Source organism: Soonwooa sp. (assembly GCF_030151385.1).
Taxonomy (GTDB): domain Bacteria; phylum Bacteroidota; class Bacteroidia; order Flavobacteriales; family Weeksellaceae; genus Soonwooa.
The window spans coordinates 24,399-39,758 of the sequence record NZ_JASLDS010000071.1 but is presented as its reverse complement, the minus strand read 5'-3'; the positions used below and the strand labels follow the sequence as shown (position 1 = coordinate 39,758).

13 protein-coding genes are annotated in these 15,360 nt (G+C 36.5%); 3 read left to right on the top strand and 10 right to left on the bottom strand.

The features are described from left to right. The first annotated feature begins 4 nt into the window (after window positions 1-4). Together Q1V95_RS13460 and Q1V95_RS13455 are read left to right on the top strand one after the other, a co-directional pair. Window positions 5-436 (top strand): nucleoside deaminase, encoded by a 432-nt coding sequence (locus tag Q1V95_RS13460; protein ID WP_300674952.1) that lies wholly within the window; start codon window positions 5-7, stop codon window positions 434-436. Beyond that, on the top strand, window positions 433-3,072 hold the full coding sequence (locus tag Q1V95_RS13455; RefSeq protein WP_300674950.1) for a DEAD/DEAH box helicase family protein: 2,640 nt from the start codon (window positions 433-435) through the stop codon (window positions 3,070-3,072). The genes Q1V95_RS13460 and Q1V95_RS13455 overlap by 4 nt, the downstream gene beginning before the upstream one ends. A 31-nt stretch (window positions 3,073-3,103) precedes the next feature. On the opposite strand, the gene Q1V95_RS13450 is transcribed toward Q1V95_RS13455, so the two are convergent. The 7 genes from Q1V95_RS13450 to Q1V95_RS13420 form a co-directional block, all read right to left on the bottom strand. Next, entirely contained in the window at window positions 3,104-3,862 is a 759-nt protein-coding gene (locus Q1V95_RS13450) for a type III pantothenate kinase (RefSeq protein ID WP_300674948.1), read from the bottom strand. Window positions 3,863-3,907: 45 nt separating this feature from the next. After that, a complete protein-coding gene (locus Q1V95_RS13445; protein WP_300674947.1) occupies window positions 3,908-5,767 on the bottom strand; it encodes a M1 family metallopeptidase in 1,860 nt (619 codons plus the stop codon). A 245-nt stretch (window positions 5,768-6,012) separates the two neighbouring features. Further along, on the bottom strand, window positions 6,013-7,728 hold the full coding sequence (locus tag Q1V95_RS13440; protein WP_300674945.1) for a hypothetical protein: 1,716 nt from the start codon (window positions 7,726-7,728) through the stop codon (window positions 6,013-6,015). Window positions 7,729-7,803: 75 nt separating this feature from the next. After that, a complete protein-coding gene (locus Q1V95_RS13435) occupies window positions 7,804-8,790 on the bottom strand; it encodes an AAA family ATPase (protein WP_300674943.1) in 987 nt (328 codons plus the stop codon). 2 nt (window positions 8,791-8,792) lie between these two features. Further along, window positions 8,793-10,769, bottom strand: a complete 1,977-nt coding sequence (locus Q1V95_RS13430; RefSeq protein ID WP_300674941.1) for a TonB-dependent receptor — start codon at window positions 10,767-10,769, stop codon at window positions 8,793-8,795. 105 nt (window positions 10,770-10,874) lie between these two features. Then, entirely contained in the window at window positions 10,875-11,549 is a 675-nt protein-coding gene (locus tag Q1V95_RS13425; RefSeq protein ID WP_300674939.1) for an NUDIX domain-containing protein, read from the bottom strand. A 102-nt stretch (window positions 11,550-11,651) separates the two neighbouring features. Beyond that, entirely contained in the window at window positions 11,652-12,245 is a 594-nt protein-coding gene (locus tag Q1V95_RS13420) for a hypothetical protein (RefSeq protein ID WP_300674937.1), read from the bottom strand. A gap of 550 nt (window positions 12,246-12,795) precedes the next feature. On the opposite strand from Q1V95_RS13420, the gene Q1V95_RS13415 reads away from it, so the two are divergent. Continuing rightward, complete coding sequence (locus tag Q1V95_RS13415) at window positions 12,796-13,125, top strand: hypothetical protein (protein WP_300674935.1); 330 nt, start codon at window positions 12,796-12,798, stop codon at window positions 13,123-13,125. A 32-nt stretch (window positions 13,126-13,157) separates the two neighbouring features. Here Q1V95_RS13415 and Q1V95_RS13410 read toward each other — a convergent pair whose 3' ends face one another. From Q1V95_RS13410 to Q1V95_RS13400, 3 genes are read right to left on the bottom strand one after another with little or no spacing between them, the layout of a single operon-like run. Beyond that, window positions 13,158-13,796, bottom strand: a complete 639-nt coding sequence (locus Q1V95_RS13410) for an outer membrane beta-barrel protein (RefSeq protein WP_300674933.1) — start codon at window positions 13,794-13,796, stop codon at window positions 13,158-13,160. 12 nt (window positions 13,797-13,808) lie between these two features. After that, a complete protein-coding gene (locus tag Q1V95_RS13405; protein WP_300674931.1) occupies window positions 13,809-14,588 on the bottom strand; it encodes an ATP-binding cassette domain-containing protein in 780 nt (259 codons plus the stop codon). Continuing rightward, entirely contained in the window at window positions 14,588-15,340 is a 753-nt protein-coding gene (locus Q1V95_RS13400; RefSeq protein WP_300674929.1) for an ABC transporter permease, read from the bottom strand. The genes Q1V95_RS13405 and Q1V95_RS13400 overlap by 1 nt, the downstream gene beginning before the upstream one ends. Between the last annotated feature and the right edge of the window lie 20 nt (window positions 15,341-15,360).

Genomic DNA, 15,360 nt, shown 5'->3' with positions numbered 1-15,360 from the left:
AAATATGTTTACCGACGAATATTTTATGAAGATGGCCTATCAAGAGGCAGAAGCAGCTTACGAAAGAGACGAAGTGCCAATTGGTTGCATCATTGTTTCCAATAATCGTGTGATTGCAAAATCGCATAATTTGACGGAAGCACTTAACGATGTTACGGCACATGCCGAAATGCAAGCGATTACTTCTGCTGCCAATTATTTGGGTGGTAAATATTTGCAAAATTGTACGCTTTACGTGACTTTGGAGCCTTGCGTGATGTGTGCTGGTGCGCTGACGTGGTCACAAATTTCCAAAGTTGTTATTGGCGCTCGAGACGAACATCGTGGTTACATCACTAAAGGATTGTCGCTACATCCCAAAACAGAAGTCGAAATAGGCGTTTTGGAGCAGCAATGCTCACAGATTGTCAAAGATTTTTTTAAATCCAAAAGATGACCGGTTTCCCAGAAAACATCAGTTTTAGATATCCATGGCGCGATTATCAGCAAAGGCTTTTAGAAAATTTTGAAAGCTATTTGCAAGATAATCAGGTATATATTATTGCGCCGCCAGGCTCTGGCAAAACTGTGCTGGGACTCGAAATGTTACTTCGAATTAACAAGCCAACACTAATTCTGGCGCCGACCAATACCATTAAAAATCAATGGCTTGATCGTTTTCTGACCTTGTTTTTAGATTTAAAAGAAAAGCCAGATTGGATTTCTTTGGATGTCAATAAACCTAGTTTTCTTACAATCGATACTTATCAAGCGCTAAATGCTGTAGAGAAAGATCCAAAGCGTTTTAATGCTTTAATAAAATCCATGAAAGAGGTTAAGTTTTCTTGTTTGGTTTTGGACGAAGCCCACCATCTTAAAAAAGAATGGTATCGGAGTTTAGCACAATTGCAAAGCCATTTCGAAATCGTTAATATTTCGTTGACAGCAACGCCGCCTTATGACAGCGCCTACGCCGAATGGCTGAATTATATAACACTTAACGGCACTGTGGATGCGGAGATTAGTGTTCCAGAATTGGTTAAGGAAAAAAGCTTGTGCGCGCATCAGGATTTTGTCTATTACAACTTTCCGAGCCGAACAGAATATGAAAGCATTGAAAAAATAAAAGAAAAATCCAACCAAGTTTTTAACGATTTTATCAATGATAATGAGCTGTATGAGCTTCTAACGAATTTAAGTATTGTTAAATCGCCTCAAGAAAATGAACAAAAAATATTTCAGGATTTTAGTTTTTATTCGGCGGTTATTATTTTTTTAAAGTTCAAAAATTTCCAGTTTCCACTTGAGCATTTTGAAGTGATTGGCGCCAATGCCGATAGTATTCCGGATTTGACACCTGGTTGGTTGAGTCTTCTCTTGACGAAATTACTTCTGACTTCTGACTACGAAAATTATGTCAACGAAAAGCAAAAAAAGCAATGGATTCAGAATCTTAGAAGCGCTGGTGTTTTGGGCGAACAAACGATAAATTTTAGACTTAATAATGAAGTCGACAGTCTACTTGCGCAAAGCATTAATAAGTTGGAAAGTATTATCGCTATTACGGAATTGGAATTTTCTTCGTTAAAGGAAAATCTGCGTTTGGTGATTTTGACAGATTACATCAGAAAAGAATTTATCAGTACATCTTCGCAAAACAATATCGTCCTTAATAGGATTGGCGTGTTTTCAATTTTCGAAAGTTTGCGTCGCAAAGATTTAGCAGGTTTCAAAATGGCTGTTCTCACAGGAAGTTTGGTGGTTTTACCAAAATCTGTGGAAGAGGCTTTTCTCAAAAAATGTGCGGACCAAAATATTGTTAATTTAAAACTCGAAAAACTCACTTATGATGAAAATTTCGTGTTAATCAATGTTTCGGACAGCTTTCAGAATAAATTGGTCGGCATTATCACTGAGCTATTTGAAGAAGGATATTTTCAAACGATTATCGGCACCAAAGCTTTGCTGGGAGAAGGTTGGGATGCGCCTTGCATTAATTCGATTATTCTTGCAAGCTTTGTCGGATCTTTTGTTTTGTCCAATCAGATGCGCGGTCGGGCGTTACGACTTCCTGCCAGCAACTTGACAAAAACCAGTAATGTTTGGCATTTGGTGAGCGTTAATCCACTTGGCGAAAATGGCGGAAATGATATGACGATGATGCAGAGACGTTTTAAAGCTTTTGTTGGAGTAGATTATAATAATGATTTGATTTCTAATAATTTTTCTAGATTACATCTTCCAGTAAACAGTTTTGCGCTTGATAAAATTGAAATGACAAATCAAGCAAGCAAAGCACTAGCGACACAACGTTATTCGCTTTTGGAAAAGTGGGAAAAAGCAATATCGAACGGCCATCAAATGCTTGACGAATTTGCGATTCCAGAAGAGGTTTTTAAAGCCAAAAAGACCAAACGGTTTTATTTTGACAAATCCGTTCGTAATGTTTTTGCAATGTTGACTTTGGGAATCGCGAGCTTTAGTTGGCAAGGTATTTTGGTGATGCTCAAGAATTTTTTGGGAACTCAAAACATCTGGAGTGTCTTCCATTTGGGTTGGATTTTCACAGCGATTGGCGCTTTAATGTTTGCTAAACCGCTTTACAAATCTTTTAAGCTTTGGTATCTTTATAAAGAACCAATCAGCTTTTTTTCAAAAATCTGTGAGGTCGTTTTTGAACTTTTAAAAGAGGAAAAACTGGTAACTTCCAAAGGAGCAGATCTTATAACTGAAATGAAAAACGGACAAGTTAGCTGTTATCTAGAAAACGCCAATAGCAACGAAAATTCGGTGTTTTTTAGCGCAATTAATGAAGTTTTTTCTGCCATCGATTCGCCGAAATATTTTATTAAAACCGAAGACAAACTTTGGAAAGGTCGTACAGTGCACAATTATTTTAATGTTCCACAAATTTTTAGTAAAACTAAAAATCAAGCGCAAAGATTTTCTTCACTTTGGGAAACACAAATTGGTGTCAATGTCTTATATCTTTCTTGGAATCTTGAAGGCCGAAAAGAATTGGTAAAAGCACGATTCAACGCTTACTTTAACCAATTCGAAAACCAATCCCAAATAATCACCGAATGGAAATAAAAAACCACTCCTGTTTAGAAGTGGTTCTATTTTATAAATCTTTTCCGAGATAATAAAGTCCCTTTAATGTGTGAAGACGATCTGCTAAATGTATTTTGTCAGTAAGTGGTTTGTAGACATGGCTAACGCCGCCTGTCGCAACTACAAAACAATCATCATTAACTTCATTATTTATTCTGTCAATAAAACCTTCTACCATTCCTAGAAATCCGTACACCATACCGCTTTGCATACAGGTCACGGTGTCGAGTCCAAGTACTGATTTTGGTTTTTTAAGTTCAATCTCGGGAAGTTGCGCTGTTTGGTTAATCAACGAATTAAGAGAGGTGATAATGCCGGGCGCAATGATAACACCTAGTGTTTCTCCTGTTTCGGTTACGCAACTTGCTGTTAAAGCTGTTCCGAAATCCAAGACGATTTTCTTCTTAGCAGGATAAAGATTGTGAGCAGCAACCAAGTTGGCGTAGATGTCCGTTCCCATTTGTTTGGATTTTGCTTGTACACCTGATGGCGTTGTGCGGTCCACCAAAATGGGCTTTTTACCATGAATCTTTTCAACCGCACTCGATATATCTCTTGTTAGTTGAGGTACTACCGAGCCGATAATTATTTTGTCAATCGTTAAAGGATCGATTTTGTAGGTTTGATACAACATCAAAAACTGCGCATACATTTCGTCTCTTGTGCGATAAGGTTTGGTATTAATTACCCACGAAATATCACAGTTGTCTTCGTCAAACAATCCAAAACGAATGTTGGTATTGCCTATATTTATTACAATTGAATTCATTAGTAGCCAGTTATCAAAGTTTTATTATTGATTTTAAACTAAATTTTATTTAACCTCCAAATAATTATCCTCAGGATTAACATCCGCTAACCTTTGGCTAAAGTCAATCCCTATCGCCGAAATTTGTTCTTTTCTGTAAGGAATCGTAAAGCTGTATTCTTGTTGCGTCCAAGGCCAATACGGCAAGTTTTGGATTGGTCCATAGATGTCAGATTTTTTCCAAGTGTGTGTCATATTCAAAGGAATATTGTAATTCACAACTTTTTTATCCTTTGTCAAAATACTAAAATCAATAGGCATTGGCATCGTTCCTTTATTTACCAATGTAATCGTGGTCGAGTTAGCATCGTATTTCACGTTTTTAATGCCGTAATTAATTGTTTTGGTTGTGTTAATCCAATAGTTGTAAAACCATTTTAGATCCATTCCAGAAACTTGTTGAGCAATGTGCATAAAGTCGCGTTCTGTTGGATGTTTCATCGCCCATTCGTCGTAGTAACGAAGCATCACTTTACTTAGATTATCTTCGCCCATAATGTAGCCCAGCTCCACCAAAAATAATTCTCCTTTAACATAAGAAGCGTAAGAATAGGCTGTACCGTTATCGTGGTGATCAGCAAACCAAACCGCAGGTTCTTCTTTTCCTGTTTTCGCAAACTCAGCATAACGCGCAAGACTTTCCGTGAAAGGATTGGGTTGTGGCGATTTTGGTGGGAATAATTGGTTCATCACAAAATGTTCTGCATAACTTGTGAAACCTTCGTCCATCCAAGGTTTTTCGCTTTCGTTGGTCGCCAACATTTGCTGAAACCAAGAGTGTGCACCTTCGTGGAACATCAGTCCACAAAGATCTTCCACAGATTTTGATTCGCCCAAAATCATGGTACACATTCCGTATTCCATACCGCCGTCTCCACCTTGGATAAAGGAATAAGATGGCCATTTGTAACGCCCAAATTTATTGTTCATAATTTGGAAAAACTTCGTCACATAAGGTTTCGATTCTTCCCAATATTTTGTCTTTTCAGATTTTTGATACACGAAATAGACTTTTGGTCCGTCTAAGATAGAAAAGCTGTCCACCGTGTAATCGCGGTCTGCTGCCCAAGCAAAGTCCAACATGTTTTTTGCTGTCCATCTCCAATTCACTTTGTTGTTGGCATCTGCTTTAATGCTAGGATTAGCAACATAACCCGCAACATCATTTGGATTTTCCAATGTTCCTCCTGCGCCAATAATGTAGTTTTTATCGATTTTAATATTGATGTCAAAATCAGCAAAAGGTGCATGGAATTCTCGTCCGATGTAGTCAAAAGTTGCCCAACCATCATAGTCGTATTCAGCAATTTTTGGATACCATTGCGTCATCGTCATATCGACACCTTCGCGGTTGTTACGACCAGCACGACGAATTTGCATTGGGATATTCGCGTCCCATTCCATCGTGAAAGTTGCGCTAGACTTAGATTTTATTTTATCCGTCAGATAGACTTTCATAATCGTTTCCTGAATCTCGAATTTCAACTCTTTGCCATTCATTTTGATCCAGTGGATATTTTGGCGACCTTCCTCATTTTGCGGAATACTAGCCAATCTACTCACAACGCCATTTGCTGTTCTGGCAGATAATCTACCATCGGCATTTACACCTTGGTTCTGAACGCGTTGGTCCATCATCGATCCAGATTTGAAAGCATTCCAATACAAATGAAAATAGACAACATCCAAATCGTCTGGCGAGTTGTTGGTGTATTGCAAAGTCTGCTTTCCTTGGTAGGTAAAGTTGCTCGCATCCACGTCGATGTCCATTTTGTACTTCGCATATTGCTGTGTGTAAGCGTCTTTCTGTGCAGAAAGCAAAAGAGAACAAAGGATAAAGAAAAATGATAAATTCAGTTTTGTCATAACTTAAAGTTTTGGGCGTGTCCCTTTGTTTTCGCCAAAGCTAAACCTCATAGGTTTTTAAAAACCTATGAGGTTTCTCCCTGCCAAAAAACAAGCGGGTCGCTACGTCCGCTTCAATCTTTCGTGTGTCGCTCGGTCGATTCGGTCACTGAGTATAACCGAAGTGCGCCTCACGCCACCCCAAAGGATTTCCGCTTCCATCGCTCACGCGAAAATTATTTTATTTCAAATTTTCTCAAAAATACTTAATTAATCCTGAAAATAGGATACAATCGATGTGTTTTCTCGTAATAAGGCGAGTTTTTGTAAACCCAATCCAATTGCGCTGCGCCATCTTGAGCAAATTTTGGATCTTTCGCTTTTTCTAGTTCGAAAGCCGTTTTTAGCGCTTTGTCGTTTTTAAGCAATTGTTCGGCGGTGTCCTCAAAAACATAAGCCGAATAATATTCCTTTTGACCAAGAATCGCATCAAAGAAATTCCAGTTAAAATAAGAATCCACGGCTTCTGGCTCTAAGGTTTCGAGCAAGAATTTCATTCCGTTTTGGTTGAGGTTGACAAGCATATCACCAGCACGGAACATCTTTTGTGCGTTTTCTCTACCAACAATGGTTTCATTATGAAGATAATGACCTTCGTACGGATTAGTTGCCGTTTTAAAATCCCGAATTCGATATTGCTCAACATTGATAAGGCTGTCTTTCTTAATTGTTTTCATCTCGATGTTATTTAATTTTAAAAGATCAATAACATGATATTCGGATTGAGGAATCACATAATATTTCGGAATTTTCACAAAACTTGTTGGCTTGTAAGTATCGTAATACAAAATGGGTTTCGAGAATTTTTTGCTTCTATCATAATAAAGTCTTGGCTTCCCCGAAATCGCGCTTGGCTTATATCCAGCTTCAAAACCTTTAAAATCGAGTTTGCTATATTTGGTAGAATCCAGTTTCCATTGCAAAGGATAATCTTGTCCAACTTTGTACTCGTTGCGAGCATCTAGACGCTTTTGCTTAATGTCCTGAAAATGCTTTTCCACGTAGTTAATCGTTTCCAGCATATAATCGTAAGTCACGGCAACGCGATCTTTGTAAGGTTTTAACATGTGCGTTTCCACAACCGTCCCAATTGAGTTAAACAAAGTCGTGTAGCCAGTTGCATAACGCGGCGAATCTACAAAAGCTGGAAATCCTTTGTCTGGAACATCACCGTGAATGTTGACATAAGGCACCGAAAGGATATTGCGCTCTGTGAAACTTTTTAGGATTTCGGGTTGCATATTTTGGTGAAAATAATTTCCCAGCGGTTTTCCCAAGCGCTCTTTATTCGTCGAGATGTAAGTGAAAGTATATTGGTAATCCGCACCATTGCTAACGTGATTATCAATAAAAACATCTGGCTGAAAATATTGATAAATCTTCTGAAAACTCCACGAGTTCTTAGTATCCGTTTTTATGAAATCTCTGTTAAGGTCGTAGTTTCGAGCATTTCCACGAAAACCATATTGTTCGGGACCATTTTGATTGGCGCGCGAAAATTGCCCGCGATTCATCATGCCGCTAACATTGTAAGCAGCAATTGCGACAATCAATACATTTTGTGGTGCTTTTAATTTCTTGGTAGCAAAGTCGCGCATCATCGCCATTGTCGCATCGATGCCATCTGGCTCTCCCGGATGAATCCCGTTGTTGATAAGCAAAACAGACTTGGTTTTTGCAAGACTTTCTACGTCTTGTTTATATGGATTGAATACCACAACTTCAATAGGTTCGCCGTTGTCATCTTCGCCCATTTTAAGATATTCGATAGTCTTAAAATCTTTTGCCAATTGTTGATAGTAGGAGCGCATCGCGGCAAAAGTTGTTGTCTGGTTGCCATTGCCTTGCTCGAAAGGCGTTTTGTAAGATTGTCCAAACACAATTGTTGAGACAAAAAGACTTGCTGCTAAAATTACTTTCATAGGTAGAAATCTGATTTCAAAGTCAAATTTAAGAAGTAATCTTATTTGTAAAGCAGTCCGATATTTTATTTAAAACTAAATTTTTGACTTTTCTAAAATAAGTTGGTCTATTAGTTGAATACTTTTTTCGAAGCGCTCTTGCCAATCACCAGAAATTTCGATGAAGGCAATATTTGATTTTAAAAGATGTTTTCGATGATGAATATCAAGACGATTTCGGTCGTGTTCTTCAAGCCTCGTTCCATCTTGGAAGTAAGGGACATCTGCTGAAAGATATAAATATATGTCAGCTTTTTGTTCAGATTTTATCTCATTAGGAATATTTAATTCTCGTTTAAAAATGAATTCTGAGTAAGATTCGGTAATGTGAAAGTCTGTGTCAATGATATTTAAGTAATTGTTTAGATTAATGGATTTAATTCGCTTATAATGTTCAAGATATATTTTTGAAAGATCGCTAAAGTCGAAATCTTTAGAATCATCCACAATATTGCGTCCAGCTTCTAAAACAAAATTGCATTGATAATGCTTAGCAAGCTTTTCGGTTAATGTCGTTTTGCCAGTGCTTTCGGTTCCGAGAATAACCACTTTTAATGAAAAATACTTTTGAACAGCTTTTGGCAAATAATCCCAATTTGCAAAAATATTATTTCTAATTTTTGTTGCTGAAATTTGATGCGCCAATCGTTTAATATCAAATAATTGATGATTGATATTCATGTATTTTGCAACCATATCACCATAAGCTTCGGAGCTTACAAGATATTCGAAATCAGGGAAATAAGTTTTAAAAACTTCGCTCCATTGTTTTGAAACTTCCCATGAAGCTTCCGAAGTATTGGCATAATCTTGTTCCTTGTATTCGAAGACAATAACTTTTATGTGTTTGTTATGCGAGAAAGTTTCCTCAATCCAAGTTTTCCTAAGTTCACCCGAAAGTCGCTCCTTTTCTTCTGCGCAAACCATAACTTCTACATAATCAAAGTTTTGTAACGCGAATTCGATTAAAGCTTGATGTCCTTTATGGAAAGGATAGAACTTGCCAAACACGAAAGCTTTCATAATTAAAAGGCTTTAAATTTTAAACTAAACATCAGATTACGTGTCATTTGCACGAAATATTTTGGCGTTCCATCTGCTTCTACATAAGCATGATTGTAGTAGATTTTGTTAAAGATGTTATTTAAAAAGATTCCTGCTTCCCATTTTCCTAGTTTGTAGAATCCCGCCAAGTTTAAAAGTTGATAAGACGGAATTTTTTGATCATTCGAAAAGTTAATAAAAGAGGTCGCTTGATAACGATAACTCAATTGTAATGTTAAGTTGTTAAAATTGTAGTTAAGATTTTGATTAACAATTAATTTAGGTGTTAGTACTGGAGTAAAGCTTTCAGTCTGTTGTTTGATTTTTGAAGTCATCCATGATGTGTTATTTTCCAATGACCAATGCTCGTTAATTTGATAATTTATTGAAAATTCAACACCTGTTCTATAGCTTCGATCGACTTTGTTGGTTAGTGCAATTCCGTTTGGTCCGAACTGCCCATTTAAGACAATTTCATCCTTAAAATCCATAGAGAAAAGGTTCGCAGATATTTTTAGATTATTGCTAAAATATCGGTAACCCAATTCGTAATCGGTAACGTATTCTGGAGTTGTTGTGCCAAGAATTAATTGGTTGTTATCGTCAACTGATAGATTGTCGTTTCCTGCGAAAATGTCATTTCTGGTTGGTTCGCGTCCGACTTTCCCCAAGCTAAAAAATAGTTCTTGATTGCTTTTTAAAATGTAGGTAAGACCTAATTTCGGATTGATAAAATCCCATTGTAATGCTTTTAGATTTTCGTCGCCTGTGTATGAGAACTTAGCATGGCGGTATTGGAGACTTCCCGAAATTTTAAGATTATTAATTTGGTAATCTGCTTTTGCGAACGCGCTGAAATCATCCTTATAACCTGTGTTATTGTAGATACCTCCAAGTTCTTTTTCTGTAAAGTTGTGATCACGGTTGTACCAATTGGCACTAAGTCCTGTTTGGATTTTTAAAGCTTTCCAGCTTGTTTCTAAATTAGAGTACAAGCCTCCGAAGTTAGATTTAAAAGCATAATTGTACATTTCTCCATCTTCGGGTAAGCCAAGAAAGTTATTGAGGTTAAAGTCGTAATTTCCTTTTAGAAAAGTATAGTGGGCGCCATTTTGCCAAGTTGTATTTTGTCCTAATTTGCTTTGATTTGAAACTTGGAAAAAGCTTTGGAAAAAGTGGTCTTTTTCATTTCTGTTGGCATTGCTTCGAGGATCCGCATCGATCTGCTCTTTGGTAACGCCTAGCCACGCCAATTCGTTATTTTGATCACCAATAACTGAGTTGAATTTCCAGGTGGATTTTGGTTTGAAAATTCCAGCGCTAATCATTGCCGATTGTCCATGATTGCTGGAGTTATACTTGTAACCTCCATTGTATATTTCACTCATTCTAACGTGGATGGCTTTGTCATTAACAATACCTGATGTATATTTTGCATAGGTTCGAAAGGCATTATAAGAACCATAATCAGCGCCAAATTCTAGATTTCTCTCAGTAAGATTGGGTGTGCTAATTTGTAAACTTCCGGCATAACTTGCCGTTCCGTTTTTGCTAAGACCAACACCTTTTTGTAGTTGCAAAAAGTCAATGGAATTAAAGAAGTCTGGAAAGTTAGAAAAGTAAGCGCCTTGATCTTCGGGTTCGTTCATTGGAGCACCATCAAAGTTGACATTAACACGGGTTTGGTCAATCCCTCTAATTCGGTAGTAGGAATATCCGTTGTTGCTTCCGGCGTCGGAGTAGGCTGTGATTGCGGGAAGTTTGTTAATTAAAAAAGGAAGCTCCTTGCCGTTGTTTTGTATGTCTTTTTGCGGATGATAGTTTAGGTAGTTGACAGCATCAAGCTTTTTGGCTTGGCTAATGATAAGCACTTTATCGATGTTTTGGATACTATCTTGTTCTTGTGCTTTTAGATTTGCAAAAGAAAACAATAAAAGTAGAAGTGTTAAATTTTTCATATTGCGTTAATTTTACACAAATGTAAAATTCTATTTTAGGTTAACAAAATTTATTTAGTGTTATTTTGACGCAAAATAATAAATGTTTGATTATTAGATGTTAAATTATATTTCGAAGTACATTCCATGTTGTTCTAGATTTTTATACTTTTCTGGATTGAACTTAAATAATTTTGCAGGTCGACCACTTCCTTCCTTGCGGTAATTCTCAGTTTCGGTCAAAAGTTGGTAGCCCATTATTTTTTTTCTAAAATTTCTGCGGTCGATATCTCTACCCAAAATACTTTGGTAGAGACTTTCCAAATCTGAGAAAGCAAATTCGTTTTTTAGTAAATTAAATCCAATTGGGGCGTATTGTATTTTGGTACGAAGACGAGCGACTGCCAGATCAATAATGTTGGCATGATCAAAAGCCAAATCAGGCAAGTGATTAATACTAAACCATCTCGCGTCAGAAGCATCCGTTGCAGCGTTTAGTTTGTGGGCATCAGGATTGACAAGAGCCAAATATGCCACCGAAATTACACGGTTTCTGGGATCGCGATTAATGCCATCAAAAGTGTAAAGTTGCTCAACAAAATTAGTGTTAACACCTGATTCTTCTTGAAGCTCCCGCGCAATGGCTTCCTCCAAAGTTTCAGTATCTTGAACCAAACCACCTGGCAATGCCCAAGTATCTTTATAGGGTTCAATATTTCTTTTGATTAAAAGTATGTGGAGTTCCTTATTTTCGAAATAGCCAAATACAACAGCGTCGACTGCGATTTTGATATTTTGCATTTTGTGTTGCTTTAACGCAAATTTATTAAATTTTAGGAAAAAATTTAACAAAAAAACTCAACCAATTATGGTTAAGTTTTTAATATATATTTAAATAAAAATTTATTTAACTTTTAAGATGGTAAAAGACTTCGTATAACTCTGTCCACCTGGTAAATTAATATGGCCATTATTGGCAGGTACCCATGGACCAAAAGTCTGATTTGCGACCCCTCCAATTGTAATTCCAGGTCTTTGTATTGCCATATAAATAATATCTCCTTTATTAAGTTTAAGTATGGTAGAAGGAATCTGAATAGCAGTCCCAGTCCCAGCCGCAATCCCAACATATGTTGATCGAATTCCAGTAATATCCGATGATGTTGCAAATGTTGCTCCTTTCTTTAACTTCAAGTTAACTGCGACGAACTGTGTAGCTGAATTAAGATCAGGTCTATTCGCATTAAATCCAATAAATCCCGTTAACTGGTAATAGCCATCATTTAGAATTGTAAAGGAACTATTGGTCTGATTGAAGTTTACTGCAGAATTAACCAACGCTTCAGTACTCGCAAATGTAATCTGCTGATCATCCGTTGAAGTAAGATCAAGTGCTTGATAGGCTGTTGACATAAATGTGGTCATAATAGGCGAAGAGCTTAGATAGATCCATGTCATTGTAACTTTATCAAAAACGTACAAGCCGGGCGTATTCACGTTTATGGTTTGCCATTTTTGGTTTGCTGTTGCAGCTCCTGTTGTTACATAGATCACAGTTCCATCTTGTTCTACTGTGTATGTTTTTGCAAAAAGCTGATCTCCTGTAATGCTTGGAGGTGTTATGCCATCCATTGCGGTCGTGGTTGTAGGCTTGCCTGTAACATGTAAAGTCGATTTTGGCTTATCGGTTCCGATACCAACTTGAGCATTTGTAAATACTATAATACAGAATAGTAGAAGACTGAGTAATTTATTTTTCATATTTTGGCTTGTCTTTAATGCAAAAATAATTAAAATAATGAAATAATAGTAATGATGAATTGTTATATATGGTGTAGTGTTGTGAATAGTGTAAAAATAATTAACTTTTATTGATTTTTTTATTCTTTATCATGGCGGCATAAGCTTGTTTTTTAGAATTAAATTAATGTTGTCTTCCAGTTAGGGTGATTTGATTCATTTTCTGTAATTTTATTTACCAATAAAAATTTGAGAAATACATTTCATTCATAAATTTGTATTTTTAAAAACACAAAAAAGAAACACTATGAGAAGTTTGACAATTGTCGGCCTTATCCTTTTTGGGATTGCTGCACTTTTATTTTACGGCACCACAAATTTTTCCCTTAACGAAATGAAACTTTCTCACTTTATGGGAATTATGGCAGGTGTTGGCATAGGACTAATTATTGGCGGAATAGTAGGATACGTAAGTAAAGGCACTGCGCTAAAAGAAGAACAAAGAAAGAAAGCCTTCAAGCAAATGCAAAAGGACAAAATAGAATTCGAGAAGCAGCAACAAAAAATTGCAAAGCAGGAACAGTTGCAAAGAGAGCAAGAAGCGCATACAAAAAACAACGATCAGAATTATATTTAATTCTGATCGTTTTATTTTAAGAAAATTTTCGTTTAGAAATTATAACCCAAACCTAGGATAAAGAAGCTAGGTCTGTTATCATAATTAATTTCAGTATTGCTACCAGCTACTGTATTGATGAATTTTCTTTCATCTTTCGAGAAAGCACCTTCGTATCTTGCGTTGATAACAAACTTCTTAAGTGTAACATTTGCACCCAACTGATAGCCAACACCAAAGTCTTTAGCTTCAGATTCTTTGAAGTTTTGATAGGTATTGTCTTTAGAAGTGTTTACAGAGAATACAGGACCTACAAAAGCACTTAAAGTTTCACCCATTAGGTTATAACCTAACAAAACAGGGATATCAATTCTGTCATTTTTAGCTTCTAGTTCAACCGTTTTTCCTGCTACAGAATCATTAACTTCTACACTGTTTTTAATGCTTGTGTAGTAGATTTCTGGCATAACAAACAAAGACGTTACAGGAAGATTAATCTTCGCAGATAAACCGAAATTGAAACCAGTGTTACTTTTTCCATTGCTTTCCCAAGCGTTACTTGCTGTGTCTTTTAGGTTCGACCAGCTTGCAGATGAAGTGTTGAACAAAAGGTTAGCCCTTGCTCCTAATGTAACTTGTGAAAATGCTGCAATACTTGCAAACATTGCCATCGTTGTAATTAACTTTTTCATGTTTATATAAATTTACGTTAAACTTGTTTGGTCGTTTTCCAACATAAAATGTCTAAGTTGCTTAAACAACTCTGATGAATAAACGAAGTCGATAAGGTTTTTATTTTTTGCGGTTGCCAAAAGATCCTTATTCCCTTCCCATTCTTTAACACCTAGACGAAGATACAAAATTTTTTCTCCGATGGTCATCACCGAGTTCATATCGTGGGTGTTAATAATCGTGGTGGTATTATATTCTTTTGTGATTTCCATCAGAAGAGCATCGATTACATTAGAGGTGTAAGGGTCTAATCCTGAGTTAGGTTCATCACAAAAAAGATATTTTGGATTGTTGACAATTGCCCGCGCAATCGCAACACGTTTTTGCATTCCACCAGAGATTTCGGACGGAAATTTTCTATTGGCATTCTGTAAGTTAACACGACCAATAACTTCCAAAACTTTTCTTTTCTTTTCACGGAAAGTCATGTTCGTGAACATGTCCAAAGGGAATTGAATATTCTCTTCAACGGTCATCGAGTCAAACAATGCGCTACCTTGGAAAACGGTTCCGATCTCAGAGCGGAGCAATTGCTTCTCATCACGAGTCATGTCAGCAATATTTCGTCCATCAAATAAAATTGAACCACTTGTAGGCTCGTAAACATTAAGTAGACTTTTTAGGAATACTGTTTTACCAGAACCACTTTGCCCAATAATAAGATTGACTTTTCCTGTTTCAAAAGTTGCGGAAATACCTTTAAGAACTTCTGTTCCGTCAAAGCTCTTTTTTAAATCTCTAACTTCAATCATTAGCTTAAAAGTAATTGGGTTAATAATAAATCGCAAATAATAATGGAAACAATAGTCCATACTACCGCTTGAGTACTTGCACGACCAACTTCTAATGAGCCTCCTTTAACATTATAACCAAAATATGCTGGTATGGTTGCTATTAGAAATGCAAATACAGCTGTTTTTAAGAATGCGTACCAAATAAAGAAAGACGGCATATACATTTGGATACCAGTGATATAGTCGGCTTCTGTCCAGTTTTTTGTAACAATTCCTGCAATATGTCCTCCCCAAATACCAACAGCGATACTTATAGCAATTAATAATGGGTTAAAAATTACACTTGCAAATATTTTGGGCAAAATCAAAAAATTAGGAGAATTAACACCCATAATGTCTAGAGCGTCAATTTGTTCTGTAACACGCATTGTACCAATACTAGATGCGATATAAGAACCTACTTTCCCTGCAAGAATAACCGAAATAATGGTTGGTGAAAACTCAAGAATTAAAACAACTTTTGTGGCATATCCAATAAATGAAAGTGGTATTGGGAAGCTTGATGCCGAGAAGTTGTTAAACATCTGTATCGCAACAACGGCACCGACAAAGAAAGACGTAAATAGTACTAATCCAAACGAATTAACACCTAGGTCGTATATTTCGCGCATGAATAACTTCATGAAAACCTGCATTTTTTGCGGTTTGCTTATTACTTTTCCTAATAAGAGAACATATTCGCCTATTGCCTGAAATAATCTTTTTAACATTTTGTAAAATTAAACTTTTT

Excerpts from the sequence above, each read along its gene's own strand:
- Q1V95_RS13430 (WP_300674941.1), bottom strand. The coding sequence starts at position 10,769 with ATGAAAAATTTAACACTTCTACTTTTATTGTTTTCTTTTGCAAATCTA.
- Q1V95_RS13425 (WP_300674939.1), bottom strand. The coding sequence starts at position 11,549 with ATGCAAAATATCAAAATCGCAGTCGACGCTGTTGTATTTGGCTATTTC.
- Q1V95_RS13455 (WP_300674950.1), top strand. The coding sequence starts at position 433 with ATGACCGGTTTCCCAGAAAACATCAGTTTTAGATATCCATGGCGCGAT.
- Q1V95_RS13460 (WP_300674952.1), top strand. The coding sequence starts at position 5 with ATGTTTACCGACGAATATTTTATGAAGATGGCCTATCAAGAGGCAGAA.
- Q1V95_RS13435 (WP_300674943.1), bottom strand. The coding sequence starts at position 8,790 with ATGAAAGCTTTCGTGTTTGGCAAGTTCTATCCTTTCCATAAAGGACAT.
- Q1V95_RS13400 (WP_300674929.1), bottom strand. The coding sequence starts at position 15,340 with ATGTTAAAAAGATTATTTCAGGCAATAGGCGAATATGTTCTCTTATTA.
- Q1V95_RS13440 (WP_300674945.1), bottom strand. The coding sequence starts at position 7,728 with ATGAAAGTAATTTTAGCAGCAAGTCTTTTTGTCTCAACAATTGTGTTT.
- Q1V95_RS13450 (WP_300674948.1), bottom strand. The coding sequence starts at position 3,862 with ATGAATTCAATTGTAATAAATATAGGCAATACCAACATTCGTTTTGGA.
- Q1V95_RS13410 (WP_300674933.1), bottom strand. The coding sequence starts at position 13,796 with ATGAAAAAGTTAATTACAACGATGGCAATGTTTGCAAGTATTGCAGCA.
- Q1V95_RS13445 (WP_300674947.1), bottom strand. The coding sequence starts at position 5,767 with ATGACAAAACTGAATTTATCATTTTTCTTTATCCTTTGTTCTCTTTTG.
- Q1V95_RS13415 (WP_300674935.1), top strand. The coding sequence starts at position 12,796 with ATGAGAAGTTTGACAATTGTCGGCCTTATCCTTTTTGGGATTGCTGCA.
- Q1V95_RS13405 (WP_300674931.1), bottom strand. The coding sequence starts at position 14,588 with ATGATTGAAGTTAGAGATTTAAAAAAGAGCTTTGACGGAACAGAAGTT.